At 42.1% G+C, this 23,355-nt stretch carries 18 protein-coding genes; 6 read left to right on the top strand and 12 right to left on the bottom strand.

Annotated elements, in window-relative coordinates:
• Window positions 1-37: 37 nt before the first annotated feature.
• From C5O00_RS07960 to C5O00_RS07945, 4 genes are all read right to left on the bottom strand, one after another.
• The gene (locus C5O00_RS07960) at window positions 38-1,360 is read right to left on the bottom strand and encodes a TolC family protein (RefSeq protein ID WP_105216352.1); all 1,323 of its coding nucleotides are present in this window, start codon (window positions 1,358-1,360) and stop codon (window positions 38-40) included.
• Window positions 1,353-4,610 carry an efflux RND transporter permease subunit gene (locus C5O00_RS07955; protein ID WP_105216351.1) on the bottom strand — a complete coding sequence of 1,086 codons (3,258 nt, stop codon included), beginning with the start codon at window positions 4,608-4,610 and terminating at the stop codon, window positions 1,353-1,355. Before C5O00_RS07955 ends, C5O00_RS07960 begins: the two co-directional genes overlap by 8 nt.
• A gap of 7 nt (window positions 4,611-4,617) precedes the next feature.
• A complete protein-coding gene (locus C5O00_RS07950; protein ID WP_105216350.1) occupies window positions 4,618-5,760 on the bottom strand; it encodes an efflux RND transporter periplasmic adaptor subunit in 1,143 nt (380 codons plus the stop codon).
• An 84-nt stretch (window positions 5,761-5,844) separates the two neighbouring features.
• Window positions 5,845-7,752, bottom strand: a complete 1,908-nt coding sequence (locus tag C5O00_RS07945) for an ABC-F family ATP-binding cassette domain-containing protein (RefSeq protein WP_105216349.1) — start codon at window positions 7,750-7,752, stop codon at window positions 5,845-5,847.
• A 61-nt stretch (window positions 7,753-7,813) separates the two neighbouring features.
• Here C5O00_RS07945 and C5O00_RS07940 point away from each other — a divergent pair, with 61 nt between their 5' ends.
• Window positions 7,814-8,194, top strand: a complete 381-nt coding sequence (locus tag C5O00_RS07940; RefSeq protein WP_105216348.1) for a DUF983 domain-containing protein — start codon at window positions 7,814-7,816, stop codon at window positions 8,192-8,194.
• A gap of 4 nt (window positions 8,195-8,198) precedes the next feature.
• Here the strand turns inward: C5O00_RS07940 and C5O00_RS07935 are convergent, their stop codons facing one another.
• From C5O00_RS07935 to C5O00_RS07900, 8 genes are all read right to left on the bottom strand, one after another.
• Window positions 8,199-9,242 (bottom strand): NAD(P)/FAD-dependent oxidoreductase, encoded by a 1,044-nt coding sequence (locus tag C5O00_RS07935; protein ID WP_158676804.1) that lies wholly within the window; start codon window positions 9,240-9,242, stop codon window positions 8,199-8,201.
• 158 nt (window positions 9,243-9,400) lie between these two features.
• A complete protein-coding gene (porN, locus tag C5O00_RS07930) occupies window positions 9,401-10,303 on the bottom strand; it encodes a type IX secretion system ring subunit PorN/GldN (protein WP_105216346.1) in 903 nt (300 codons plus the stop codon).
• A gap of 16 nt (window positions 10,304-10,319) precedes the next feature.
• Window positions 10,320-11,888 carry a type IX secretion system motor protein PorM/GldM gene (gene porM / locus C5O00_RS07925; protein ID WP_105216345.1) on the bottom strand — a complete coding sequence of 523 codons (1,569 nt, stop codon included), beginning with the start codon at window positions 11,886-11,888 and terminating at the stop codon, window positions 10,320-10,322.
• Window positions 11,889-11,928: 40 nt separating this feature from the next.
• Window positions 11,929-12,573, bottom strand: a complete 645-nt coding sequence (gene porL, locus C5O00_RS07920; protein ID WP_105216344.1) for a type IX secretion system motor protein PorL/GldL — start codon at window positions 12,571-12,573, stop codon at window positions 11,929-11,931.
• A gap of 59 nt (window positions 12,574-12,632) precedes the next feature.
• Window positions 12,633-14,006, bottom strand: coding sequence for a T9SS ring complex lipoprotein PorK/GldK (gene porK / locus C5O00_RS07915; protein ID WP_105216343.1), 1,374 nt, complete (start codon window positions 14,004-14,006; stop codon window positions 12,633-12,635).
• Window positions 14,007-14,120: 114 nt separating this feature from the next.
• Complete coding sequence (locus C5O00_RS07910) at window positions 14,121-15,284, bottom strand: formimidoylglutamase (protein ID WP_105216342.1); 1,164 nt, start codon at window positions 15,282-15,284, stop codon at window positions 14,121-14,123.
• Complete coding sequence (topA, locus tag C5O00_RS07905; protein WP_105216341.1) at window positions 15,281-17,779, bottom strand: type I DNA topoisomerase; 2,499 nt, start codon at window positions 17,777-17,779, stop codon at window positions 15,281-15,283. The genes C5O00_RS07910 and topA overlap by 4 nt, the downstream gene beginning before the upstream one ends.
• 102 nt (window positions 17,780-17,881) lie before the next feature.
• Window positions 17,882-18,670: a hypothetical protein gene (locus C5O00_RS07900; protein ID WP_105216340.1), complete on the bottom strand. Its 789-nt coding sequence runs from the start codon at window positions 18,668-18,670 to the stop codon at window positions 17,882-17,884.
• 130 nt (window positions 18,671-18,800) lie between these two features.
• Between C5O00_RS07900 and miaB the strand changes: the two genes are divergently transcribed.
• Genes miaB through secG form a run of 5 tightly spaced genes read left to right on the top strand, consistent with a single transcriptional unit; the run spans window position 18,801 to window position 23,300 of the window.
• Window positions 18,801-20,252, top strand: coding sequence for a tRNA (N6-isopentenyl adenosine(37)-C2)-methylthiotransferase MiaB (miaB, locus tag C5O00_RS07895; protein ID WP_105217607.1), 1,452 nt, complete (start codon window positions 18,801-18,803; stop codon window positions 20,250-20,252).
• A gap of 2 nt (window positions 20,253-20,254) precedes the next feature.
• Window positions 20,255-21,526, top strand: coding sequence for a sigma-54 interaction domain-containing protein (locus C5O00_RS07890; protein WP_105216339.1), 1,272 nt, complete (start codon window positions 20,255-20,257; stop codon window positions 21,524-21,526).
• Between the two features lie 25 nt (window positions 21,527-21,551).
• Window positions 21,552-22,064 (top strand): LptE family protein, encoded by a 513-nt coding sequence (lptE, locus tag C5O00_RS07885; RefSeq protein WP_174688599.1) that lies wholly within the window; start codon window positions 21,552-21,554, stop codon window positions 22,062-22,064.
• Window positions 22,042-22,938: a DUF8458 domain-containing protein gene (locus tag C5O00_RS07880; protein ID WP_244592959.1), complete on the top strand. Its 897-nt coding sequence runs from the start codon at window positions 22,042-22,044 to the stop codon at window positions 22,936-22,938. Before lptE ends, C5O00_RS07880 begins: the two co-directional genes overlap by 23 nt.
• Entirely contained in the window at window positions 22,938-23,300 is a 363-nt protein-coding gene (gene secG, locus C5O00_RS07875; protein ID WP_105216338.1) for a preprotein translocase subunit SecG, read from the top strand. The genes C5O00_RS07880 and secG overlap by 1 nt, the downstream gene beginning before the upstream one ends.
• The last annotated feature ends 55 nt before the right edge of the window (window positions 23,301-23,355 follow it).

The following is a 23,355-nucleotide window of genomic DNA, read 5'->3' as shown; positions in this document are numbered from 1 at the left end:
CGCGTTAATTAGTATTGTTAAGATACCGGAATAAGATCTAAAACGCAACATTTAGTAGCTGACCGGTTTGTTGTAATAATTCCAACTCGGCTATCTTGGCCTGATATTTTGCCAGGTTTCTCGTAGTGCGATTATTAAGTAAATTGATCTGGGCCTGCCGCAATTCCACCGAGGTGATCTGCCCTAGTTTATATCGTTCTAAAGAACGCTCGTAATTATCTGTGGCAGTAACGACATTTTGCTCCTGAAGTCGGTAGATCTCCAGACGATTGCGATAATTACCCTCCGCATTGGCAATATCTCTCGCTACCTCTACCTGAAGCTGTTCCTTTAGTAAAGTTTGATTCTCGATCTGTATTTTCGAATTCTTAACCGAAGTTATACCACTACCCCCATCAAACAAATTCCAGCTTAAACTCACTCCAGCCGCCAAACCGGTACTTGTATTTCCCGTCGCAAAACTCGTCACCGGAAATTGTCCCTCATTCCAACCATAACTGCCTGAGAGATTCACCGTAGGGAGATAGACAGACCTGGAGGCTTTGAAATTTAATGTACTAACTTCAATATTGCTTCGCGCCATTTGTAACCTAACATTATTTGTATCTGCTTCTTCCAGATAGGTCTGCATTCTTAACCCCTCGATAAAACTCACTGTGGTGTCTACTTCAAAATTTCGTTCTATCGATTGGTTGAGTACTACATTCAGATCTCGTTTGGTATTTCTAAGTGTCTGGCGAGCGTTGATAAGATTGATGCTATCTGTCACCAGATCTACCTGCGCATTTAATACTTCAAGTCTGTTTGTTTGTCCGTACTCGAACCTGTATTCTGCCCTAACAAGGCGGTTTTTTGTGTTTTCATAAGTGCTCTTGAGCACCTCGACATTTTCTGTCAATCTAGCCACTTCAAAATAAACCGTAAACATTTGCAACAGTGTATTTTCGATGGTTTGTCGTACTTCCAGTTCGCTAAGATTGTATTCCTCTTTTAAACGCTTATAATCATACCAGCGACCCAGTCCGTCGAAAAGAGTATAGTTAATGTTGACAGATGCATCATATCGCTTGGTTTCGGCTCCTTCAACAATATTGGTAGTGCCATCGCGAAACGTCACTTCCTGATCCTGTATGCTGTAATTTGCACCTGCTAGTCCGGTAACGGAAGGTAGATATCCCGAGTTTAGTATGCCCCTGTTGTTATCGGCTATCCGCAGATCGTTCTTCGCCATTTTTATTCCGAAGTTATTCTCCAGCGTCTCCGACATGGCCTCTTCGCGAGTTAATTTTTCAACTACCTGTGCGGTGGATGTTAGACTAAAAATTAAAACAATAACTGTAAAAACACTGCTTTTATTCATGCGTAACCTCTTCCTTTGATACTGCTTCAGATTGTTTTGTTCCATTTTCGTGAATTTCCCATTCCTCCCTGGCGCGCACTTCTTTGATGGCTCTCTCTACATCTTCCTTCGGAATCTTGGTTCCGGATACCAACCAAAATCCTTTCGCCTTTATATCGTTGGTAATGCTAAGCAGGATAGGCAGAATAATAAGCGTGAGTACCGTTGCAATTGCGATACCATAGGCTATACTAATAGCCATTGGAATAAGGAATTGTGCCTGCCTGCTTTTCTCAAGTAGCAACGGTGCGATCCCGGCAATAGTAGTTAAGGAGGTGAGGAATATTGCCCTAAATCGAGCACGACCCGCCTCATACAAAGCATCATCAAACGAGAGACCTTCCCTTAAATAGGAATTGAACTTACCAATGAGTACGAGTCCGTCGTTTACCATAATTCCTATCAATGCAATGATCCCTAAGGCAGAAAGTATATTTATTGGGAAATCATGGATCCAATGACCCCAGGCTACTGCAATAAAACTGAATGGGATTAATAGGATTAATAATAGTGGCTGACTGTAACTCCTGAACGTAAATGCGATCACTATATAAATTAGAAAAAGTACTATCGGAACTACTAATTCTGCAGACCTTGTAAGTTTTAATGCTTCTCTATTCTGCCCTTCGTAAATGGCCGTTACCGTTGGATATTTCGAACTTATATCGGGCATAACCGAGGATCTAATTTCATCAATTATAGCGGTGGGACTGGCGTCCAGGTCGGCAAGATCGGCATTAACCTGTATCTCTCGCAATCCGTTCAAGTGGCTAATAGATTCCTCTCCCCTTTCTATTGAATATGTTGCTATTTCCCCAAATGGAATTCGTAAGCCGGCAGGCGTAAGAATTCGCATATCATCCAGATCGTTGATCGATTCCCGGTTAGATCGATCATATCGCACCCATACTCGAATTTCATCTTGTCCCCTTTGAAATCGCTGAGCCTGGAGTCCGAAGAATCCCGAACGAACCTGCGCCATCACATCGCGCAGATTTAAACCCAGTGCGTAAGCTGTTTCCTTTAATTCTATATTGATCTCTTTGATCCCCTCCGGATCTGTATCGGTTACATCGGCTAGTAGTGCATTGTTCTCCATATAGGCACGCAGCTCATCCTTTGCAGCTTTTAACTCTTCTGTATTGTTTCCTAATAAAGAAACAGACACCGGACTTCCACCAAAATTACCCCCAGATCCAAATGTAAGTCGCTCCACACCGTAAACGTCGCCCACGGCATTTCTAATTGCATTGGTTATTTCAGGAGATCCGAAGTCCCGCTCCTCACCAGGTAGTAAATTTACATGCAACGATGCTTTATTATTCCCGGGACCCACTCGTTTGATAACATTTTCTACTACAGATTTATTTCCGGTCTGTTTGGCCGTAAAGTCTTTATTTACTTCCCAGGCCACATTCTCAACCATAGTAATAATAGAATCTGTGATCTTTGGATTGGTGCCTTCAGGCATCAGTAGATCGATACTAACCCTATCGCTGGCAATTCTAGGGAAAAATGATGTCTGAATTATATTACCTTGATTGGCCCCCACAGTTATGATCATCAGTGCCACTAGAATAGCGAGGGTAAGAAAGCGATTATTCATCGCAAAATTCAAAGTAGGACTGTACAATTTATCCCTGCAGTACCTCATAAATCTGTCGCCATACACATTGAATTCCCTAAGTTTAGCAAAAACAGCTCCTATACGTGTCTTGCTTTCTTTCTTCTTTTCGGCTTCAGGTAGCAATGCTTTAGAATGGGCAATGTGCGCCGGAAGAATGATCAAAGCTTCTATTAGTGAAACCACAAGGGTAAGTATTACCACTACCGAAACTTCACTAAAGAAATCACCTATTCTCCCATCCAGAAATAGAAAGGTGGAAAATGCCAGTACCGTTGTGATAATGGCCGAAACGATAGGAGGCAAAACCTCGATGGTACCATCGATGGCAGCCCGCACCCTCGGTTTTCCCTTTTCGTAATGCTGATAGATATTTTCTGAAATAACAATTCCGTCGTCAACTAAAATCCCTATAACGATGATCATTCCAAATAGCGACAACACATTTATTGTCACATTGAGATAGGCGGCAAAGATAAACATCCCTAAAAATGAGATCGGTAAACCAAATGCCACCCAGAACGCCATACGGGTATTCAGAAAAAAAGAAAGGAACAATAGTACCAGTATAATCCCCATGATCCCGTTTTTCACCAGTAATTCGGTACGCTGATTCAACCTCACAGAACTATCGCTCACCACATCGATATGTACCCCGGTGTACTTCTGGTTAAACTCGTCTATATAAGCATTAACCTTCTCTGCAGAGGAGATTAGATCTTCATTATTAGTATTAGTGATCTCTATATTTACGGCCACATTCCCATTGAAGTAGGAGGCATTGGGTGTTTCCGAAAATCGGTCCCTCACATCTGCAACCTGATGCAAGCGCACCAAGGTACCGTCAGGAGAGGCTCGAACGATCAGGTTGTTTAGTTCAGATCCGTAGTACGATCGGTTATTAGCCCGGATAAGGTAATCCTCGGCATCGGTTTTAATGTTTCCACCTGTTGTAAGGATGTTAGCCCTGGAGACAGCCGCCGCTACTTCGGTGAAACTAAGATCGTATGCCAGAAGATCATTCTCACGAACGGCAATTTCTATTTCTTCTTCAGGATAACCGGAAACGCTAATTTGAGATATCCCGTCTATAGCCCGAAGATCGTTCTCTACTTGCCTGCCAATTTGCTTTAAGGCAGACAACTCTATGTTCTCACCACTAATCGCGAAATCTATGGTTTGTCTTACCCTTTCCTGTTTGGCTACTACCAATGGCTCCATGCCGGTGGGGAAGTTGGGTACCCGGTCGACAGCATTTTTCACCTCGGCTAATAATACGTCTATATCTTCACCACTTTCAATTTCAACAGTGATGCTTCCCCCATTCTCACGTGAAACAGAGGTTACCCTTTCTATGCCTTTAAGGCCCTTAAGATTATCTTCAATTTTTAGTACAACCCCTTCTTCTATCTCCTGGGGAGCTGCACCCGGATACGCAATATTGATACTAATGATTTCGGCCTCCTGAAGCGGAAAGAATGACGATTTCAATCTAAAGATCCCTATCACACCAAAGATCACGAAGGCCAGGATTAGCACGTTAACGGCTACTTCATACTTTATAAAATAACTGATGAGTTTTCTCATGGTACCTTTAGTTAACCGGCGTATCGCCCGCTGATTGTGGGGAATCTTCCAGATATTTAACTTTCATTCCGGCATAAGCTCCCGGTATGGATCTGGACAAAAGCTTAGTTCCGTCGGGGATGCCCTTTAGCACAACATTCTTAGCCGAAAAATAAACGGGATTTGCCGGTATTAGATCCAAAACAGAATCTCTCACTACATACACCTGGGATTCATTTACCAGTAATTTTCGGGGGATTTCGATGGCATCGGTCTCGTCCCGCGCATCAACATAGGCCTGAACATACATTCCTTCCTTTAATCCCTCAGCAACTACGGTCACAAATACCGAAATGGTCTGTGTGGCTTGATCGATCCTACCGTTAATACGGCTAACTGTACCGGTAAACTCCCGGGAGCCTTCGATCGTACTTAAGGAAACTTTCTCACCAATTTCCAGTAGGTCACTAAATTCCTTCCCAATAGAAAGTTGAACTTCAAAGGAAGAGGTATCGATAAACTCTCCTAATTTCTGTCCCGAACGTATTAGGGTGCCTCGTGTTACCATGGCTTCGGTCACTATTCCACTAAAGGGCGCTACGATAGAAAATTTACCGAGACGCTGTTCCATGTTCTTAATATTGTAATAGGAGGAATTTACACCTCGCCCGGTGATAAAGTAATTTAATTTTTCATTGGTCACCTGCGGAAGAGCCGGCAAACTTTTATTTATATCTATGGTGGTTAGGTATTGTTCCCATGTTTTAAATGCTTCAGGATAATCGAGCCTTAGATCCGGCATCAGTGAAGTTACTAAATTGTAGAACTCGCTTCGGGCTGCCTGTACTGATGCATAATATTCGGCGGCGTCCATTCTAATGAGAGTTTCGCCTTTTTTATAGGGTTGACCGGCTTTAAAATCACGTGCACTAGACCTAAACACTCCCTGTACTTCCGAATATAGTTCAAGACGGTTCTTGGCAATTAGATTTCCGGTTGCGGTGATTACTATAGGTACCGTTTTATTCTTTACATTTTCAACAAAAACGGTTTTAACAATTTCTTCTGCCTGGGGTTTCGGCTGTTCACTATTTGCTATGATATATTGAGCGCCAAAATACGCTACCACCAATAGCAGCGCACCCAGGATATACAGTATAATTTTTCGCATGAAGGTTATAGGTTGCTAGAGTAGGTCAAATTTAAATGATGCCTTAGCAGTGAGGCGTTAAAAGATTCATAAATTCTACCTTAATTATTCTAACATTTGGGTGAGCTCTTCCCATTCCTGCATAAGTACGTCCAGGTCGTTCTTTTTTTGCTGGTAATTATCGAAGAAGTTAGGCTGAGAGATCGTCTCATCGTAATTGATCTGCAGTTCCACATCAATGGCATTTATTTCTCTCTCCAGCTTATTGATCTTACTTTCGATCTTACTTAATTTATTCTGAAGGGATTTTTGCTTTTTTTGCTGCTCGTAGTTCTTTTTCCCTTCTGAAGTAGTGTTCTTTTTGTTTACTGCGACTTCCGAACGTTTCTCCGCCTCCCTCAAATTCTGAATGTTGCGCTGCTCAAGGAAAAAATCTATATCCCCTAAATACTCTTTTATCTTTCTGTCCTTGAACTCATACACCTTATTGCTGAGCCCCTGGAGAAAGTCCCTGTCGTGAGAAACCACGATCAAGGTACCTTCGAAATTCTTCAAGGCGTCTTTTAGTACATTTTTCGATTTCATATCCAGGTGATTGGTAGGCTCATCCATCACCAATACGTTAAAGGGTTGCAGCAGCAATTTTGCGAGAGCAAGCCGGTTTCGCTCTCCCCCGGATAAGACCCGTACATATTTATCCACTTCATCACCCCTGAATAAGAAGGCTCCCAGGATGTCCCGCACTTTTGGGCGGGTCTTCTCATCGGCTGCATCCAGCATGGTGTCTTCCACGGTTTTGTTCCCATCGAGATAGTCCACCTGGTTTTGCGCAAAATAACCTATCTCTACATTGTGCCCCAGTTTTAGATGTCCTTTATAATCGATCTCATTTACAATGATCTTTGCAAGTGTGGATTTACCCTGACCATTCTGCCCCACGAAAGCAATTTTGCTATCACGCTCTACGAAAAGATCTATCCCACTCAACACCTTATTGTCTCCGTAACTCTTTGAGATATTTTCGGCTTCTATGACCACCTTCCCCGGTTTTACCGAAACCGGGAACCGTAAACTCATCACGGCATTGTCATCCTCGTCCACCTCAACACGATCCATTCTATCCAATTTTTTAATAAGCGATTGCGCCATGGTAGCTTTACTGGCCTTTGCACGAAACTTTTCTATTAGTTTCTCGGTTTGTTCGATCTGCTTTTGCTGGTTCTTTTGGGTGGCTAGTTGCTGCGTTCGCAACTCTTCTCGTAAGGCGAGGTATTTTGTATACGGTTTGTTATAATCGTAGATCTTCCCCAGTGAGATCTCAATAGTTCTGTTTGTAATATTATCCAGAAACATCCTGTCGTGAGACACAAGCATCACCACTCCAGTATAATTTTTCAGAAACTCTTCCAACCATAAAATAGATTCTATATCGAGGTGGTTGGTAGGTTCGTCAAGTAGTAATACGTCATTATTCTGAAGTAAGAGTTTGGCCAGTTCAATACGCATTCGCCAACCACCTGAAAAAGTATCGGTTGGCTGGTTAAAATCCTTACGCTCAAATCCCAGTCCTTTTAGTATCCTTTCGGTCTCACCCTGATAGTTGTACCCCCCTACGATCTCGTACTGATGCTGAAGATCATTTAGGTCTACCATCAATTGGTGATAGGCCTCGCTTTCATAATCATTACGCTCACCCATTTCAACAGTGATCTGCTCCATCTTCTTCTCCAATTCCTTTATTTCTGAAAAAGCTTCATAGGCCTCTTCCAAAACTGTTCTTCCTCTAGTGAAATCGATATCCTGTTTCAGAAAACCAGTGGTGACCTTTTTATCGGTTGCGATCTGTCCCTCATCATATTCCTGTTCTCCGGCGATGATCCTGAGTAAAGTGGATTTGCCGGCACCATTCTTTCCAACCAATCCAACCCTATCACCGGGCGTGAGTTGAAAGGTGATGCCTTCGAAGAGATAATCTCCCTGGAAGCTAACCGACAAATTATGGATATTGATCATTTTAGTAACAATTGTAACATAAGAATTGTGCAAAGATGCTTAATTTTGGCTCAGCAAAAAAATACGCATGAAAGGAACCAAATTATACAGTATTTTAAAAGGAAAATGTCCGGTTTGTCACGAAGGCGACCTGTATAAAACCAAAAATCCGTATTTACTTTCAGATACCTTAAAAATGCATGAAAATTGCCCGCACTGCCACACCAAATTTAAAATCGAACCGTCTTTCTTTTACGGGGCCATGTATGTTAGTTATGCTGTAGGGGTTGCCTTTGCGGTAGCTGCCTTTATTATCTCCTATTTTTTTCTGAACCTAGGAAGGTTAAGTTCCTTTTTTGTGATAACAGGTACCCTTATCGTGTTCTTACCCGTTATTCTTCGGTTGTCCAGGAATATATGGATCAACTTCTTCTTTAAGTACGACCCAGAAAAAGCGAAATAAGCGTTTAATTCGAAAATCTCCTGATATCCACTTCAGAGGGGAGGGCTGCGTTGTTCTCAATTAATTGATACAACCATTGGGATAATAGAGGCGCCATAAGTAATCCACGCGTACCAAGGCCATTCAGAAAATAAATTCCATTAGTATTCAGCGAACCTATTAATGGTCTGCGATCTTTCACTGTTGGACGCATTCCACAGATTTGGTCCACGACCTCATACGGGCATTTTACCATTTTTTGAATGGCTTCTTCGAGGGTTTGCCGTCCCTTAACAGTTTTGTCGTAACTGAAATCCCCATGAGCGAAAGTGGCGCCAACCATGTATAGGTCGTCTTCGGTTGGGATCATAAAATAAGGACCTTTTAGGGTTGATGTGCATTTCAATTCCCGCGATCTTATTAGCAGGTATTCCCCTTTCTTCGGAATAATACTATCCAGTGTAAACCATGGATTCTTCAACACAGCCGACCCTTCTGCAAAGATCACATACCTCGTACTTATATCCCTGTAAACGAATCCATCGTTAGTTTCTTTCAGCTCATTATAATCAAATTCCTCACCTATCAAATTGCCACTGCTTTGCAAATCATTCTTGTAGGATTTCAGCAGGGAAGTAGTGTCTATTCTAAACGAGTTCCGAACTGCACCATAGCCTAAGGGAGCAAATATGTTATTATTGGTATTTTTTATTATCTCTGGCAACAGGAATTGTTCCATGGCCGGCGAATCACTGGCTACTGTCCAATCGTTCTGTTCTTCGGCTGTGGTAAAGATCCGAAGTAATGGTTGATCTGCCAGAATGTTGGTATTTAATTTTTTCTGAAGGCCTTCATAGAATGGTCTGGCGGTGTTAAGGAATTGAGCAGCCTTCCATACAGGGTTTAATCGTTTTAGCACCATGGGATTTACCACTCCTCCCGCTACACTTGTTGCACTGTAAACACCAGAATCGAATACCACAAAACTTTTAGAATCGGCCTCAAGACGCTCGCAAATGGCGATTCCTGCAATGCCGCATCCAACAATGATATAATCTAGATGTCTCAATTCTGTTTTTTGGATAAACTAAAGATACCGAAAAGAAATCTTCCCTGAATGGTGATCGTAGAAATAATGGATAGGTTCTATCCGGGATTTGTTCTTAATGAAAAAACCCTCCTTTGCCGAGGCTAGGGAGGGTCAAAATACCTATAATATTGAAACTATTAATAGTTCCACAAATCAATCTCGATATTTCTGATTTGTTCTTTAATTCTGTCTGATTCCAATAACTGCATCAATGCATTATCGTTGATGTATTCGTTTACGGCTCTGTCTCCCTGAACATTATCTTCTTTGTAGACAATACCACCAAAACGTCTCGAATTCAACAAATGATCGAATGATATCGGTTGTGAAGTATTCCTTCTGTTAAAGGCTTTGGCTTTGTGAAGCACTTCACGTGCTGCAGGGAACCATACCCAGAAAAGTTCAACTTTACTATCGACATTGTCATCGGGGAAAGCTTTAGATCGCGCTTCGTTGGCAACAGGACAAATACCCAGTAATCTGTATTTTAATTCTCCCTGACGCTTGTCAAGGTACCAGATTCCACGAATTCTCCATTCTTCCACATCACCGGCATCAAGAGTAAACTTTCTAATGTATTCTTCATCAACTCTACCTTCGGCATTGTACTGATCGATACCAACATCGGTCGTATCACTATAAATTAGTGATGCCTCGATATCTTTCAGGGTTCGCTTTTCAGTAAAATATGAATCTGAATAAACATCTTCTATGTTACCATTCTTGATATTCTTTACCAGTACATCGTACAATGATCTACGTTCGGCACCAATGTTGTTCGTGTCGATTGGATAGTACAATGGGAAGTTCACTCTTTCATCAAGATCGATGATCTCCCAAACAGTCCTGGACCATAACACATCACGCTCATCGGTGTAACCATAGGGCAATGGCTCATCATTATCATAGGCAATCTGCGCTTCTGTCTTCTTACCTATATCTTCAGGTGTTTTGGCATTCAGTACATTCAACTGCGCCGTGGCAGTATACGTACCGAACAAAAGGCCTAAACCAAATAAAACAACATTTTTAAAGCTCATATTCTAAATTTTAATCTTAGTTCGTTAACTCGATACAAACCGGAGATATCTTCTTCAGCTTATATCCGGAGTTGTTAGCGATGTTTGCAGTAATATCAAAGATCTGTACTGTTTCACCACGTTTTGCTCTTCTAAGAGCTCCTTTGGCCTGCTCGTTCATTTTACGACCATTAACAACAACCGTTGGTTGTCCGGATACTTTGAATTTAAATCCTGTAACGTTTAGGTTGATATCGAAATCGAAGTCTGGGAGAATAGCTCCAATACTTGCGATCTCAAGACCCTGACGCTGCATACGTACACATCCACCATTTCCGTCCTCACCACGAATGGTTCCTGTTGGACGTGGAATGTCTTTAATACGGAAGGTACTTGGTGTACTGATCCTTTGGCCATCGGGAAGTGTACCACTTGCAGTGATAACAACTTCTCTACCTCCACCCGGACGCATTACATATTTACTACCAGACACTTTAGATAATCCAGAACCTGAAGCGGTAACTTTATTATCTGGAATACCTGGGATAGATACAGTCATCGGGTTTTCAACACCACGATACACAACATTCATCTTATCGGCTGAAATAACCGCCGAATTAGGTTTTGTAATGGTTGCAAAACTACTGCTTACAGGAATCTCAACTTCTTTACCATCCTGAAGGAAGATAAGGTTCCCTTCGATCTTGTGATCTCCGGCAGCACCTGCATTGATATTCAGCTTCACTTTACCATTCTCGATAGTATATTGATCTTCGGTAAGCGGTCTTCCATCAAGTGTAAGTTCAACTCGGTTTGGTTTTGTATTTGGATCCTTACGTCCCAGTACAATTCCACCTTCGAACTTTTCACCTGCATAAAACGCAGACTTAGATTGCTCTAACAAGGTGTTGTATTGTGTAAACGACAGGGCGGTAGCTTGTTGACCGGCCAGCATTTTCGACAATAGTTCATTCTTGGTAACCTTGATGTCATTTTGAAGAGATGTTAGTTTCGTCTTAGACGCAACCATCGGGAATCCTTCGTAGTGATAATTTAACCAATCGATCTTCTTGCCGTCTCGGCGCTCAACAGGAGCTGTGTTAAAATTAGATTCGATAGAGCTTTTAATATCAGGATAGCTGTCTCCAAGTACTGCTAACATTTCGGTGCGGTACGTGTTGATCTTATCCAAAAATTCCTGCCCTTCCGCCTTTAACTTATCACCCTGAAAGAATCTGCGATCAAGGAAGTCAGGTTTATCCTGTACTTCGTAATCTTCTGCATCTTCAGGTTTCAATGTTCCCATCATCTCGGTTTTCAATTCCTCGAGATAGGTATTTAGTTCGTCTGAAATCTCAGATACTTTATCAGCTTTCAGTTTTACCTCTGCATATTGTTCGGGTTGCTCCGCAGCTTTTGTAGCAAGGCTTTCCATGAAGGCCGTGTTACGCTCTGTGGCAGCAACATTCGCGTCGGTAATTTTCTCATTAAGAAGTCCGAAGGCAGATAATACCTCCTTGGACATATTCAGCGCAAGCATTGCGATGAAAACCAGATACATCAGGTTAATCATCTTTTGCCGCGGGGATAAATTTCCTTGTGCCATTTTTAATGCTGTTTAAGATTAATAAATTGGTTGGAAAACCTTAGTTTTTACCTCCCATTGCAGATAGCATACCTCCATATACTCCGTTTAACGAAGACAGGTTAGTAGCAAGATGCTCCATTTGAGCTTTCAGTTGTTCTGCATTCTCAACAACACGTTCGTTCACTTCTGCCTGACGGCTGGTAGATTCTACCTGAACTTTATAAAGACTGTTTAATGATTCCATTTGAGCGGCAGCTAATGCCATTTCTTCGCTATACTTCTTAGTAGAATTCATAGCTTCGGCAGTTGGGGCCATACTCTTGGCAGCACCTTCAAAAGAACGGATGCTGTCTCCGAGACTACTCATTAATTCTGAATCGATCTTAGCACCTTTAAGCATCTCGTCTAATTTCTGAGACAACATACCTTGAGCGTCTTGTGGCTCTTCTTTCTTTCCTTTGCCTTTGCCTCCTGCTAATTCAGGATATACCAAAGACCAGTCTAAATCATCCTCTACCGGCTCAAAGGCTGAGATTGCGAAAATAATCGCCTCGGTAATAAGACCGATCGCCAATAGCAACCCACCGTTTAGGGGACCTAGCTCCCAGTGAAGGATTTTGAATAAGGCTCCCAGGATAACGATAGAAGCTCCAAGGCCATAGGCCATGTTAAATAACTTTTTAGATGATTTTGATTGTGCCATAATACTATAGTTTAATTAAGTTAAGTTAAGTTAAGATTTGACTTTTTAGTAAGACGCGATTATCGGGCGTCTCCAAAGTTTTGGTTCAATACCACATCAGTACCCATATAGTCCTGTACAGTTCTGAAACCGATATAACTACGAGCAGAATCTGCATATTCGTAGTCACGGGTACTAACCTGTAAGAAGTATGCAACGTCTTTCCAGGAACCTCCGCGTACTACTTTACGCATGTTCTCGTCGTCATTTACATTGGGGTTCATTGTAGATGTGTAATTGTAAGAAGCAGGATCGTAAGACGATGCCACCCATTCCGAAACGTTACCTGCCATATTGTACAGGTTATAATCGTTTGGTTCATAAGCATCTGCTTCTACAGTATATAAAGCCTGGTCTGCGGCATAGTCACCACGTAAAGGCTTAAAGTTCGCTAAGAAACATCCTCTGTCATTTTTCGCATAAGGCCCTCCCCATGGGAAAGTTGCAGATTCAAGACCGCCTCGTGCAGCGTATTCCCATTCTGCTTCACCCGGAAGACGGAACGAATTCACGTGATTACGTCTTCTGGATTTCTGATATGAGTTCTTGTATAGGGTTCTCCAGGCACAAAAAGCTTTCGCCTGCTTCCAGTTAACTCCTACTACAGGATAGTCTCCATAAGCCTCATGCCAAAAATAATCATTGTGCATAGGCTCATTATATGAGTAATTAAAGTCCTTGATCCATACCGTGGTATCCGGATAGATCTGGATCTCTTCTTTCTTTATAAAATCTTTTCTGCTTTTTCCTTTAGCTCGTGCAGCTGCCTGAATATCCATATAGGTATATTGGAATTTCAGTTTACTAACATCTATAGTCCGCTGTCCATTATAAGACTCTTCGGCAGGAATATACATAGTATCCATTACCTCCGAATAGTATTCATCGGGATATTCACTGGTATCCCAGATCAGATCTACGTCATTATTGATCTTTCTTCCGGCGTAGAAATCCTCTCCCATTCCGTAGTAGTTATCATACATATACTGCTCGTAGGGAGTCATTTCTTCGTTTTCCTGATCCACAAAGGCAAATTCACCTATTCCTCCATCACCGGGTGTGGCACCTACCTCGTCAGCCAAAATAGCCAACTTTAGGCGTACCGTGGAATCACGAACCCAATTAACAAATTGTCTGTACTCAGAATTGGTAATCTCTGTCTCGTCCATATAGAATGAACGTACAGTTACGGTTTTGGTTGGTGCATCATTTACCGCTACAAAATCATCATCAGATTTACCCATGATGAAAGAGCCACCAGGGATAAGGGTCATACCGTAAGGTTTTTGAGGGTACCATTTCTTGCCTTTTGCTCCAACGAGCTCACCCCTATCACCGGAGTTACAACTGAATAAAAAGGCAATGATCGCAGTTAATGCAATTAGCTTCTTCATAGGTATTTAGGTTAAATTTTCGAGATTCAAGGGCGTAAACCTATTTATAAAATTTTAAAAAAACAACAATTTTCTTAAAAAACCCTTAAACCCAGTTTTACTTAGTTTGTTGGATTATACCTCATTCTTTCGGCGGGCTTTAAACCACCTTTCAGGAATTTCCTGATTTGTCGCACCTAAATATTCGCCATAAGTGCAAGGTAATAACGTTCTTCTTTTTAATTTATTATTAACATTTGAAATAAATGGCAATTCTATCCACCATCTTCCTGTTTTTATGCTCTTTTTAAACACGAGAATATCGTCGTCGATAGGGACTTTATATGTGGTATATTCATTCTCATTGCTAAAATCCTCGTCAGCAATCCGGAAATTCACTCCTTCAATAAAATACCACAGTATCTGTGCAACCAGCATAGCACCACTCTCAGCGTCCTTATAATCCTTTAGTTCATATACTCCAAACGAACTAACTCGGTTACTGATACCGGCATACCTGGCTATCGCGCAGATCTCTCTACCGTCGAAACCATTGGGGCTCCTGTTGTTCTTATAACTCAATTCGGCACTTTTTATTGCAGAGACATCCAGCATAACTATATCTGCATCTCGCATGATAGGCTCTACCAAGGTAACATCGGCAGTTATCTCTCCCAATCTGTACGCATCGAAGTACAACTTGTCCATCAAAGATATCTCTTCCGGCGCATTAAAATAGCTCTGGTACCCCAGAGCGCTGTAATTGAATAGATTGTAAGGCTTATCTACAATGATCTTACCAACATAAGATTTATTGGATATAGGCTTTTCGGCATCTCCAAGATCGAAATTGCTATCTACATTCACCATATTCACCATACTTCCGCTATTATCGTAGGCGCGGTACTGTGCGTAAGCACAATCCTGGCTGCCACCCAATATTATAGGTATGATCTTGTTTTTCAGCAAGGCTTCTACCACGGTTCGAACTGCAAAATAGGTGTCCTCCACGGTATCTCCCTTCTTAATATCCCCAAGATCAACGATCTCGCGGTTCCAATTTCCGGGATATAAAGCATATAACGACTTTCGGAAAGCATCCAGGTCTACCTCGGTACCAATATAATCTACATCATTACGGTTCTCAAGTACTCCCAGTAGTGCAAACCCAGCCTTATCCATGGCCGGTAGCGATCCTTCTTTAGAATGTATCTTTATTTGTTTTCCAAGGACACCCTCCGGTAATATTTCGCGGTGTGCTAAAACCTGCTTGGAGACAGGTGAAAGAAACTCTATCATTTTTTCTTAGTGGTGGTTTTCTTCTTCCGTGTAGTTTTCTTTTTGGGTGATTTCTTGTCAAGCAAATCCTTCGCCTCATCCAGGGTGATCTTTTCTGCCTTGGTCGATTTGGGTAATTCCACCTTTGTTTTTCCCTTTATAAGGTTAAATCTTCCCCAACGGGCTTTTTCGATCCTAATGCCTTCATCCGGCCATTCATTGATCAGCTTATCGATCTCTTTCTGCTTCTTATCTTCTATCAGTTCGATGATATCAGCTTCAGATAGATCATCGAAATCGTATTTCTTGTTCACATTGATGAACATATTGTTCCATTTTATAAATGGCCCAAATCTTCCTTTCCCTTTCTGAACCGGCAAACCTTCATACATATATATAGGTGCATCTGCCTTTTTCTTTTCTTCTATCATTCTTTTGGCCTCATCCATGGTAACATCCAGTGGATCCATACCTTTTGGCAGGGAGATAAACTTTTTCCCAAAACGAACATAAGGGCCATAACGCCCGTTATTCACCTCTATCTCTTCCCCATCATATACTCCCAGGGTCTTTGGCAGCTTAAAGAGATCCATAACCTCTTCGAAAGTTACCAGGTGTAATTGCTGGTCGGGGCGTAAGCTGGCAAATTTCTTATCCTCATCATCAGGTGCGCCAATTTGGGCCATAGGCCCGAATTTACCTAATCTTACAAGGACAGGTTTCCCTGTTTCGGGATCGTCTCCCAATATCCTCTCACCACTTTCCCTATCTGCATTTTCCTGAACGTCCTCTACATGTGGATGAAATTTTGCATAAAAATCTTTCATCATAGAGGTCCATTCTTCCTTGCCTTCGGCAATATCATCAAAATCCTCCTCTACCTTTGCCGTGAAATTGTAATCCAGAATATCACCAAAATGATCTACCAGGAAATCGTTCACGATCATCCCAATATCTGTAGGCACCAATTTACCTTTATCACTTCCCACAGTTTCGGTAAGTGTCTTAGCCTCTACCTGAGAATCTTCCAGGGTAAGCTGGATATACTTTCGCTCCACTCCTTCCACAGTGCCTTTCTCCACATAGTTCCTGCTAATGATCGTTGAAATGGTTGGTGCATAGGTAGATGGTCGCCCTATTCCCAGCTCCTCAAGTTGTTTTACAAGAGATGCCTCAGTATAACGGTAAGCTGGCCGTGTATAACGCTGTGTGGCGGTTATATAATTGTTAGTAAGTGCATCGCCAATCACGAGTTTTGGCAACATTCCATCTTGTTCCTCATCTTCAAAATCTGTTCCCTCCAGATACACTTTTAGAAAACCATCGAACTTGATCATTTCACCATTGGCCGCAAACTGCTCCTCCACTACTTCACTTGCATGTACGCCTATTTTCACATTTGTCCGTTCCAACTTGGCATCACTCATCTGAGAGGCAATGGTCCTTTTCCAGATGAGATCGTAGAGACGCTCCTGGTCCCTGTCACCGCTAATGGATGGACGTCCCATATCTGTAGGACGAATCGCTTCATGAGCTTCCTGCGCCCCTTTAGCCTTTCCTTTGTAATTGCGCGGATGGCTATATTCGTTTCCGAAAGTTTCTTCTATGGCCTTCTTAGCGGCATTTCGTGCTTCATTAGACAGGTTTACACTATCTGTCCTCATATAGGTAATGAGACCGGCCTCGTATAATCGCTGCGCTATGGTCATAGTCTTTCCTACCGAAAAATATAGTTTCCTGGCGGCTTCCTGTTGTAAGGTAGAAGTAGTAAACGGTGGCGCCGGAGACTTTTTTGCCGGTTTTTTGGTAAGGTCTGCCACAGAGTAAGTGGCTTCTATGTTTTTACGCAGGAACTCTCGAGCCTCCGCTTCAGTGTCGAAATTCTTTGGTAATTTGGCTTTGAATTTGTTTCCTTCGGAAGTAATAAATTCGGCATCAATACGAAACGATGCAACCGGCTGAAAAGATTCTATCTCTCTTTCCCTCTCCACAATAAGCCTTACTGCCACACTTTGTACTCGTCCGGCCGAAAGTCCTCCTTTAACTTTTCGCCATAGCACCGGTGAAAGCTCATATCCCACCAGCCTGTCCAGTACACGCCGTGCTTGTTGGGCATTTACGAGATTGTAGTCAATTTTTCTGGGATTCTCGATCGCCTTAAGTATAGCAGATTTCGTGATCTCGTGAAATACAATTCGCCGGGTGTTCTCATCATTAAGGTCCAGCTCTTCGGCAAGGTGCCATGCAATTGCCTCTCCTTCCCGGTCCTCATCACTAGCCAGCCAGACCGTATCGGCTTTCTTTGCCATGGCCTTAAGATCCTTTACCAAACTCTTCTTATCGGGTGATACTATATATTTAGGTGTAAAATCCCCATCCACATCTACTCCCAATTCCTTGGAAGGAAGATCGGCTATATGTCCGAAACTAGATGCAACCTTAAAATCCTTACCTAGAAATTTCTCTATGGTCTTGGCCTTCGCGGGGGACTCAACAATCACTAAATTCTTTGCCATACTCTCAATTTTTTGGACTACAAAAGTATGTGAATTTTTTAAACCGAACTTTTTAAGCCTAAAATTTAACCGCGTATTAACGGCTTCTGCTATGGTATAAAGCTATTCGATTTCGGCCACTTCGGTAGAGGTAACATCGTCAAATCCAATGGTATTCTTGTAGAAAAAATAGATTGGCAGGTATACAATACAGGCCGTAAAGATAAACCCAACAATACAAGCCAGGATTCCCAATTGAGCCACGTTACCCGCTATCAATGCAAGACCAAAAACATAGATCCAGTGCTTATGGCCAAGTTTAAATGCCGCTTTTACAATTTCATTTACCGATAGCTTTGGATTGAACGTAAATATAGGAAGGATGAGTTGTAGCGGAACCATCACATAGAATATAGGTAAATAACAACATAGGATGGCTGCAATAGCGATTCCGAAGGTAGCCAGAGACAGCACAAAGATCTTTACAAAGCCTCCATTTTTAAAGAAATCGAAATAACCGCCTTCCGGTTCTCCGGTCTCCATATCAACGATCCTGCACACTTTGTAAAAATGTGCGTTTACTCCTAGTGATATAGTCTGTACTATTAAGATAAGCACAAATAAAACCACGAAATAAATTATAATAAAAGGAATGGAAAAATCCATGGCCGAACCATAGTCGCTACCGTATTCATAATAGTAAGGATCCGAATATCGTTGAGCTGCGAACGACATAAATATTATAGGTACATACACTAGTATAAGGAACGGTATCACAAAGAGCATCACGATCAGGGTATGCATCGCACCTTGCTGCCAAATTTTTAAGAATAGGTTATAACTCTGGGTAAGTACATCGCCAAAATCGATTTTCTTTGAGTTTTCTATTTTCTTGAAGATAGGATGTTCCATGATCGCTGTTTATTTGCTAATAGGTCGTTAAATGTACAAAAAAGTAACCTGCCATTTTGACATAAAACAGAATTATATCGTATCTTTGCACGTTCATTGATCTACCAATTCACAGGGATCCAGAATGGATATGACAGAAGAAAAGAAAATAGACGAAAATAAGCAGGGTGAGGCCCTTTTGCTGGAATCACAGCAAGGCAATACGCGTAAATTATATATAGAAAGCTATGGCTGCCAGATGAATTTCTCGGATAGCGAGATCGTTGCATCGATCCTTGCCAAACAAGGATATAATACAACTCAACATCTGGAAGAGGCCGATCTTGTTTTAGTGAACACATGTTCTATCAGAGACAAAGCAGAGCAAACCGTACGGAAACGGCTGGAGAAATACAATGCCGTTAAACGAACCAACCCAAATATGAAGGTGGGGGTTCTGGGTTGTATGGCCGAACGCCTGAAAAGCAAGTTTCTCGAAGAAGAGAAGATCGTCGATATGGTTGTGGGGCCCGATGCCTATAAAGATCTTCCAAACTTATTGGAAGAAGTAGAAGCCGGTAGAGACGCAGTGAATGTGATCCTTTCGAAAGAAGAGACCTATGGAGATATTTCTCCGGTGCGGTTAGGAGGAAACGGAGTAACTGCCTTCGTAAGTATCACCCGTGGTTGCGATAATATGTGCACCTTCTGTGTAGTACCTTTCACAAGAGGAAGAGAACGAAGCCGGGATCCACAGAGCATCCTGTCCGAAGTTAATGACCTCGCTAAAAAAGGCTACAAAGAAATAACACTGTTAGGACAAAACGTTGATAGTTACCTGTGGTACGGAGGCGGCTTGAAGAAAGATTTTAAAAATGCTTCTGAAATTCAGCGAGCCACCGCTACCAATTTCGCGAATTTACTCGATATGGTTGCGATGGCCCAGCCTCACATGAGAATACGTTTCTCTACAAGTAACCCACAGGATATGACCGAAGATGTGCTTCACAGTATGGCGAGACATAAGAATATCTGTAATTATATTCACCTTCCTGTGCAGAGCGGTAGCACCCGCATCCTGAAAGAAATGAACAGACAGCATACCCGGGAGGAATATATGGCACTAATAGATAAAATACGTGAGATCATTCCGGATTGTGCCATATCTCAGGATATGATCACGGGTTTCCCTACTGAAACGGAAGAAGATCACCGGGACACCCTCTCCCTGATGGAATATGTAAAATACGATTTCGGATTTATGTTCATGTATTCGGAAAGACCCGGAACCATGGCCGCGCGAAAACTGGAGGACGATATTCCTCTGGAAGTTAAGAAGCGAAGATTGACCGAGATCGTCGATCTTCAGCAACAACACTCAGCCTACCGGACTAAACAATTTGTGGGGCAAACCCTGGAAGTATTAATAGAAAAGGAGTCGAAAAAAAGTGACCAGCACTGGAGTGGACGTACCCAGTATAATACAGTTGCAGTCTTTCCGAAGGAAAATTATAAAGTGGGAGACCTGGTAATGGTTAAAGTAGACGATTGTACCAGTGCTACTCTTTTAGGTAATGCTATAAATTATTCTGAAGCAATTTAACAATGGAAAACGTACAGGCAATAAAACAACGATTTGGAATTATAGGGAACGACCCTAAATTGAATCGTGCCGTAGAAAAAGCCATACAGGTGGCTCCTACGGATATCTCTGTACTTGTTACGGGTGAAAGCGGTGTTGGGAAAGAGAGTATCCCTAAGATCATTCATTCACTTTCGCATAGAAAACACGGCAAGTATATCGCAGTGAACTGTGGTGCTATCCCCGAAGGAACTATCGACAGTGAACTGTTTGGCCATGAAAAAGGAGCCTTCACAGGAGCCACTGCTACACGTAGCGGTTATTTTGAAGTAGCCGATGGCGGAACCATCTTCCTGGATGAAGTGGGTGAGCTACCGCTACCTACGCAAGTTCGATTACTTCGTGTACTTGAAAACGGCGAATTCCTGAAAGTGGGATCCTCGAAAGCACAAAAGACTGATGTCCGGATCGTCGCCGCCACCAACGTGAATATGATCCAGGCCATAGAAAAAGGAAAATTTAGAGAAGATCTTTATTACCGCTTGAGTACGGTCGATATTCACTTGCCCCCATTACGGGAACGTTCGGAAGATATTCATCTCCTATTCAGAAAATTTGCTTCAGATTTTGCCCAGAAATATAAAATGCCAACCATTAGGCTTGAGGAGGATGCCGTTGCCTTATTGCTTCAATATCGCTGGAGCGGAAATATCAGGCAGCTGCGTAACGTGGCCGAACAAATTTCGGTATTGGAACAAGAAAGAAATATCTCTTATCAAACATTACGCAGTTATTTACCAGATATTGGCAGCAATCTGCCTGCGGTGATCAGTAAAAAACGAGAAAGCGATTTTAGCAGTGAACGTGAGATCTTATATAAGGTTTTGTTCGACATGCAACGCGATGTGAACGACCTGAAGAAACTCACACTGGAATTGATGAACAGCGGGAATGCTTCCGATGTGAAGGAAGAACAGTCCACCCTCATCAAAAAGATCTATAGTGAAGACAAAGATCATGAGGAGACCCTGGCCTCTTTTGTTGAAGATGACGATGCAGACCAGCAGGACGTGGAAGTATTGAGTATTCCGGAATCTGTTTCAGAAGCAAATAAAGCTAATTATGATTTTGCTGAAGAGATCCAGGAAGAAGAGAATTTATCCCTTCAGGAAAAAGAACTGGAACTCATCAAGAAATCGCTGGAAAAGTACAACGGTAAACGAAAGGATGCCGCCGAAGAACTGGGCATCTCTGAAAGAACCTTGTATCGGAAAATAAAACAATATAACTTGTAGCCGGAATCAGCTACTATAAACCCTTATGAAAATAATCCTTCGTCCATTCTTGTTTGTTTTTTTTGCCGCCATTTTCATGCAGGGATGTAAAGTGAATTATTCGTTCACAGGAGCAGATACCGGAAATGCGAGGACCTTTCAGGTTAATTATTTTCAGAATAATGCCCCCTTAGTAGAACCCGGAGCGGCAAGGGATTTTACAATCCTTTTGCAGGACCTCATCCTCAATCAGACCAGTCTCGATCTGGTAAACAATGATGGCGACCTAATCTATGAAGGGGAGATCGTCCAGTTTTATACCTCCCCTATCACGGCTACCTCCCAGAGTACGGCTGCTCAAAACAGGCTTACGGTAGCTATTAATGTTCGGTTTATCAATACAGACGACGACACTAAGGACTTCGAGCAGCGCTTCTCCTTCTATTACGATTACGACGGCCAGACTCAGCTTACCGGTTCTCAACTGGATGACGCGCTGGCTATAATATTTGAACGCATAACACAGGATGTATTTAATGCCTCCCTGGCCAACTGGTAAGAACGTGAACACCGAAACCTATACATACCTTTTGGATAATCCCCAGCAAATCAGGGACGAACATCTGGATGGTCTTCAGGGTGTGATCGAGGCCTATCCCTATTTTCAGAGTGCGAGGGCATTACAACTAAAAGCCTTAAAGAATAGGAACAGTTATCAATATAACGACGCATTACGTAAGACAGCGGCCTATACAACAGACAGGGATATATTGTTCGAATATATTACTTCGGAAGAGTTTGTGCAGAATTCCATATCTGAACAGATCAAACAGTTGGATCCGTCTGTAAAAGAAATTGACGTAGACGTTGAAAACGTAACCGAACAGGTTAGTGTTGAAATTGACAGACAGTTAAAAGCCGAAATGAAAAAAGCGGAAGCAATCCTGAATCCTGATCTTTTCGAGCGAAAATTAAGCTCTGTTGAAAGTTTGGTTGAGGAAACAGAAACACCCGCTGCAGAAAAGGTGTTGGAGGTTGACAAGCCGTTGGAATTTGAAAAGAAAGACACTCATTCGTTTAGTGAGTGGTTAAAACTCACCAGGGCTGTTCCCATAGAGCGAACAGAAAAACCCGATCCGGATAACGAGGATGCGAGGGTAAGGAAGTTCGAGTTGATAGAAAAATTTATACAGGAAAAACCTAAAATCGAGCCTACACGAGATTCTGAAAAGAACAAAGATCTGGCTAAGCCGTTTATTCAGACGCCGGACACCCTCATGACAGAGACTTTGGCAAGGGTTTATGTTCAGCAAAAAAATTATAAAAAAGCCCTACAGGCTTATAACATATTAATTTTGAAATATCCCGAAAAAAGTGGTTTCTTTGCAGACCAAATTCGAGCAATAAAAAAATTGATTAATACAGAAGAATAATGAACACGTTTACAATATTTCTAATTCTCATCATATTTGTAGCCTTCCTTTTGGTGGTGGTGATCATGGTGCAAAACCCTAAAGGTGGTGGACTTTCTTCTTCATTTGGTGGTGGAGGTACCCAGCAATTGGGTGGTGTAAAGAAAACAACAGATTTTCTGGACAAAAGTACATGGACGCTGGCTACTATTATGCTGGCTCTTATCCTGCTTTCCAGTATTTCTATTCTGGGAGGAACCGGAACGACCGATGCCGATCTAATCGACACAGAAGGTATAGAAGCAACATTACCTAACCCTTCCACAGGGGGAGATACTTCAGGTGGAGATACCTCGGGTGGTGGAGAAGCACCTACTCAATAACAACAGCAAAAATGAAATGAAAATATAAAATGTCAGCTTGTCAGAAGCTGGCATT

Origin of the sequence: Pukyongia salina (assembly GCF_002966125.1) — a bacterium.
Lineage (GTDB): Bacteria > Bacteroidota > Bacteroidia > Flavobacteriales > Flavobacteriaceae > Pukyongia > Pukyongia salina.
Note: the sequence above shows the minus strand (reverse complement) of the source record. Positions and strands in the feature narration are given on the sequence as shown.

Bases quoted from the DNA above. Each gene is read 5' to 3' on its own strand.
- C5O00_RS07960 (WP_105216352.1), bottom strand. From the start codon at position 1,360: ATGAATAAAAGCAGTGTTTTTACAGTTATTGTTTTAATTTTTAGTCTA.
- C5O00_RS07955 (WP_105216351.1), bottom strand. From the start codon at position 4,610: ATGAGAAAACTCATCAGTTATTTTATAAAGTATGAAGTAGCCGTTAAC.
- C5O00_RS07950 (WP_105216350.1), bottom strand. From the start codon at position 5,760: ATGCGAAAAATTATACTGTATATCCTGGGTGCGCTGCTATTGGTGGTA.
- C5O00_RS07945 (WP_105216349.1), bottom strand. From the start codon at position 7,752: ATGATCAATATCCATAATTTGTCGGTTAGCTTCCAGGGAGATTATCTC.
- porN (WP_105216346.1), bottom strand. From the start codon at position 10,303: ATGAGCTTTAAAAATGTTGTTTTATTTGGTTTAGGCCTTTTGTTCGGT.
- porM (WP_105216345.1), bottom strand. From the start codon at position 11,888: ATGGCACAAGGAAATTTATCCCCGCGGCAAAAGATGATTAACCTGATG.
- porL (WP_105216344.1), bottom strand. From the start codon at position 12,573: ATGGCACAATCAAAATCATCTAAAAAGTTATTTAACATGGCCTATGGC.
- porK (WP_105216343.1), bottom strand. From the start codon at position 14,006: ATGAAGAAGCTAATTGCATTAACTGCGATCATTGCCTTTTTATTCAGT.
- C5O00_RS07910 (WP_105216342.1), bottom strand. From the start codon at position 15,284: ATGATAGAGTTTCTTTCACCTGTCTCCAAGCAGGTTTTAGCACACCGC.
- topA (WP_105216341.1), bottom strand. From the start codon at position 17,779: ATGGCAAAGAATTTAGTGATTGTTGAGTCCCCCGCGAAGGCCAAGACC.
- C5O00_RS07900 (WP_105216340.1), bottom strand. From the start codon at position 18,670: ATGGAACATCCTATCTTCAAGAAAATAGAAAACTCAAAGAAAATCGAT.
- miaB (WP_105217607.1), top strand. From the start codon at position 18,801: ATGACAGAAGAAAAGAAAATAGACGAAAATAAGCAGGGTGAGGCCCTT.
- C5O00_RS07890 (WP_105216339.1), top strand. From the start codon at position 20,255: ATGGAAAACGTACAGGCAATAAAACAACGATTTGGAATTATAGGGAAC.
- lptE (WP_174688599.1), top strand. From the start codon at position 21,552: ATGAAAATAATCCTTCGTCCATTCTTGTTTGTTTTTTTTGCCGCCATT.
- C5O00_RS07880 (WP_244592959.1), top strand. From the start codon at position 22,042: ATGCCTCCCTGGCCAACTGGTAAGAACGTGAACACCGAAACCTATACA.
- secG (WP_105216338.1), top strand. From the start codon at position 22,938: ATGAACACGTTTACAATATTTCTAATTCTCATCATATTTGTAGCCTTC.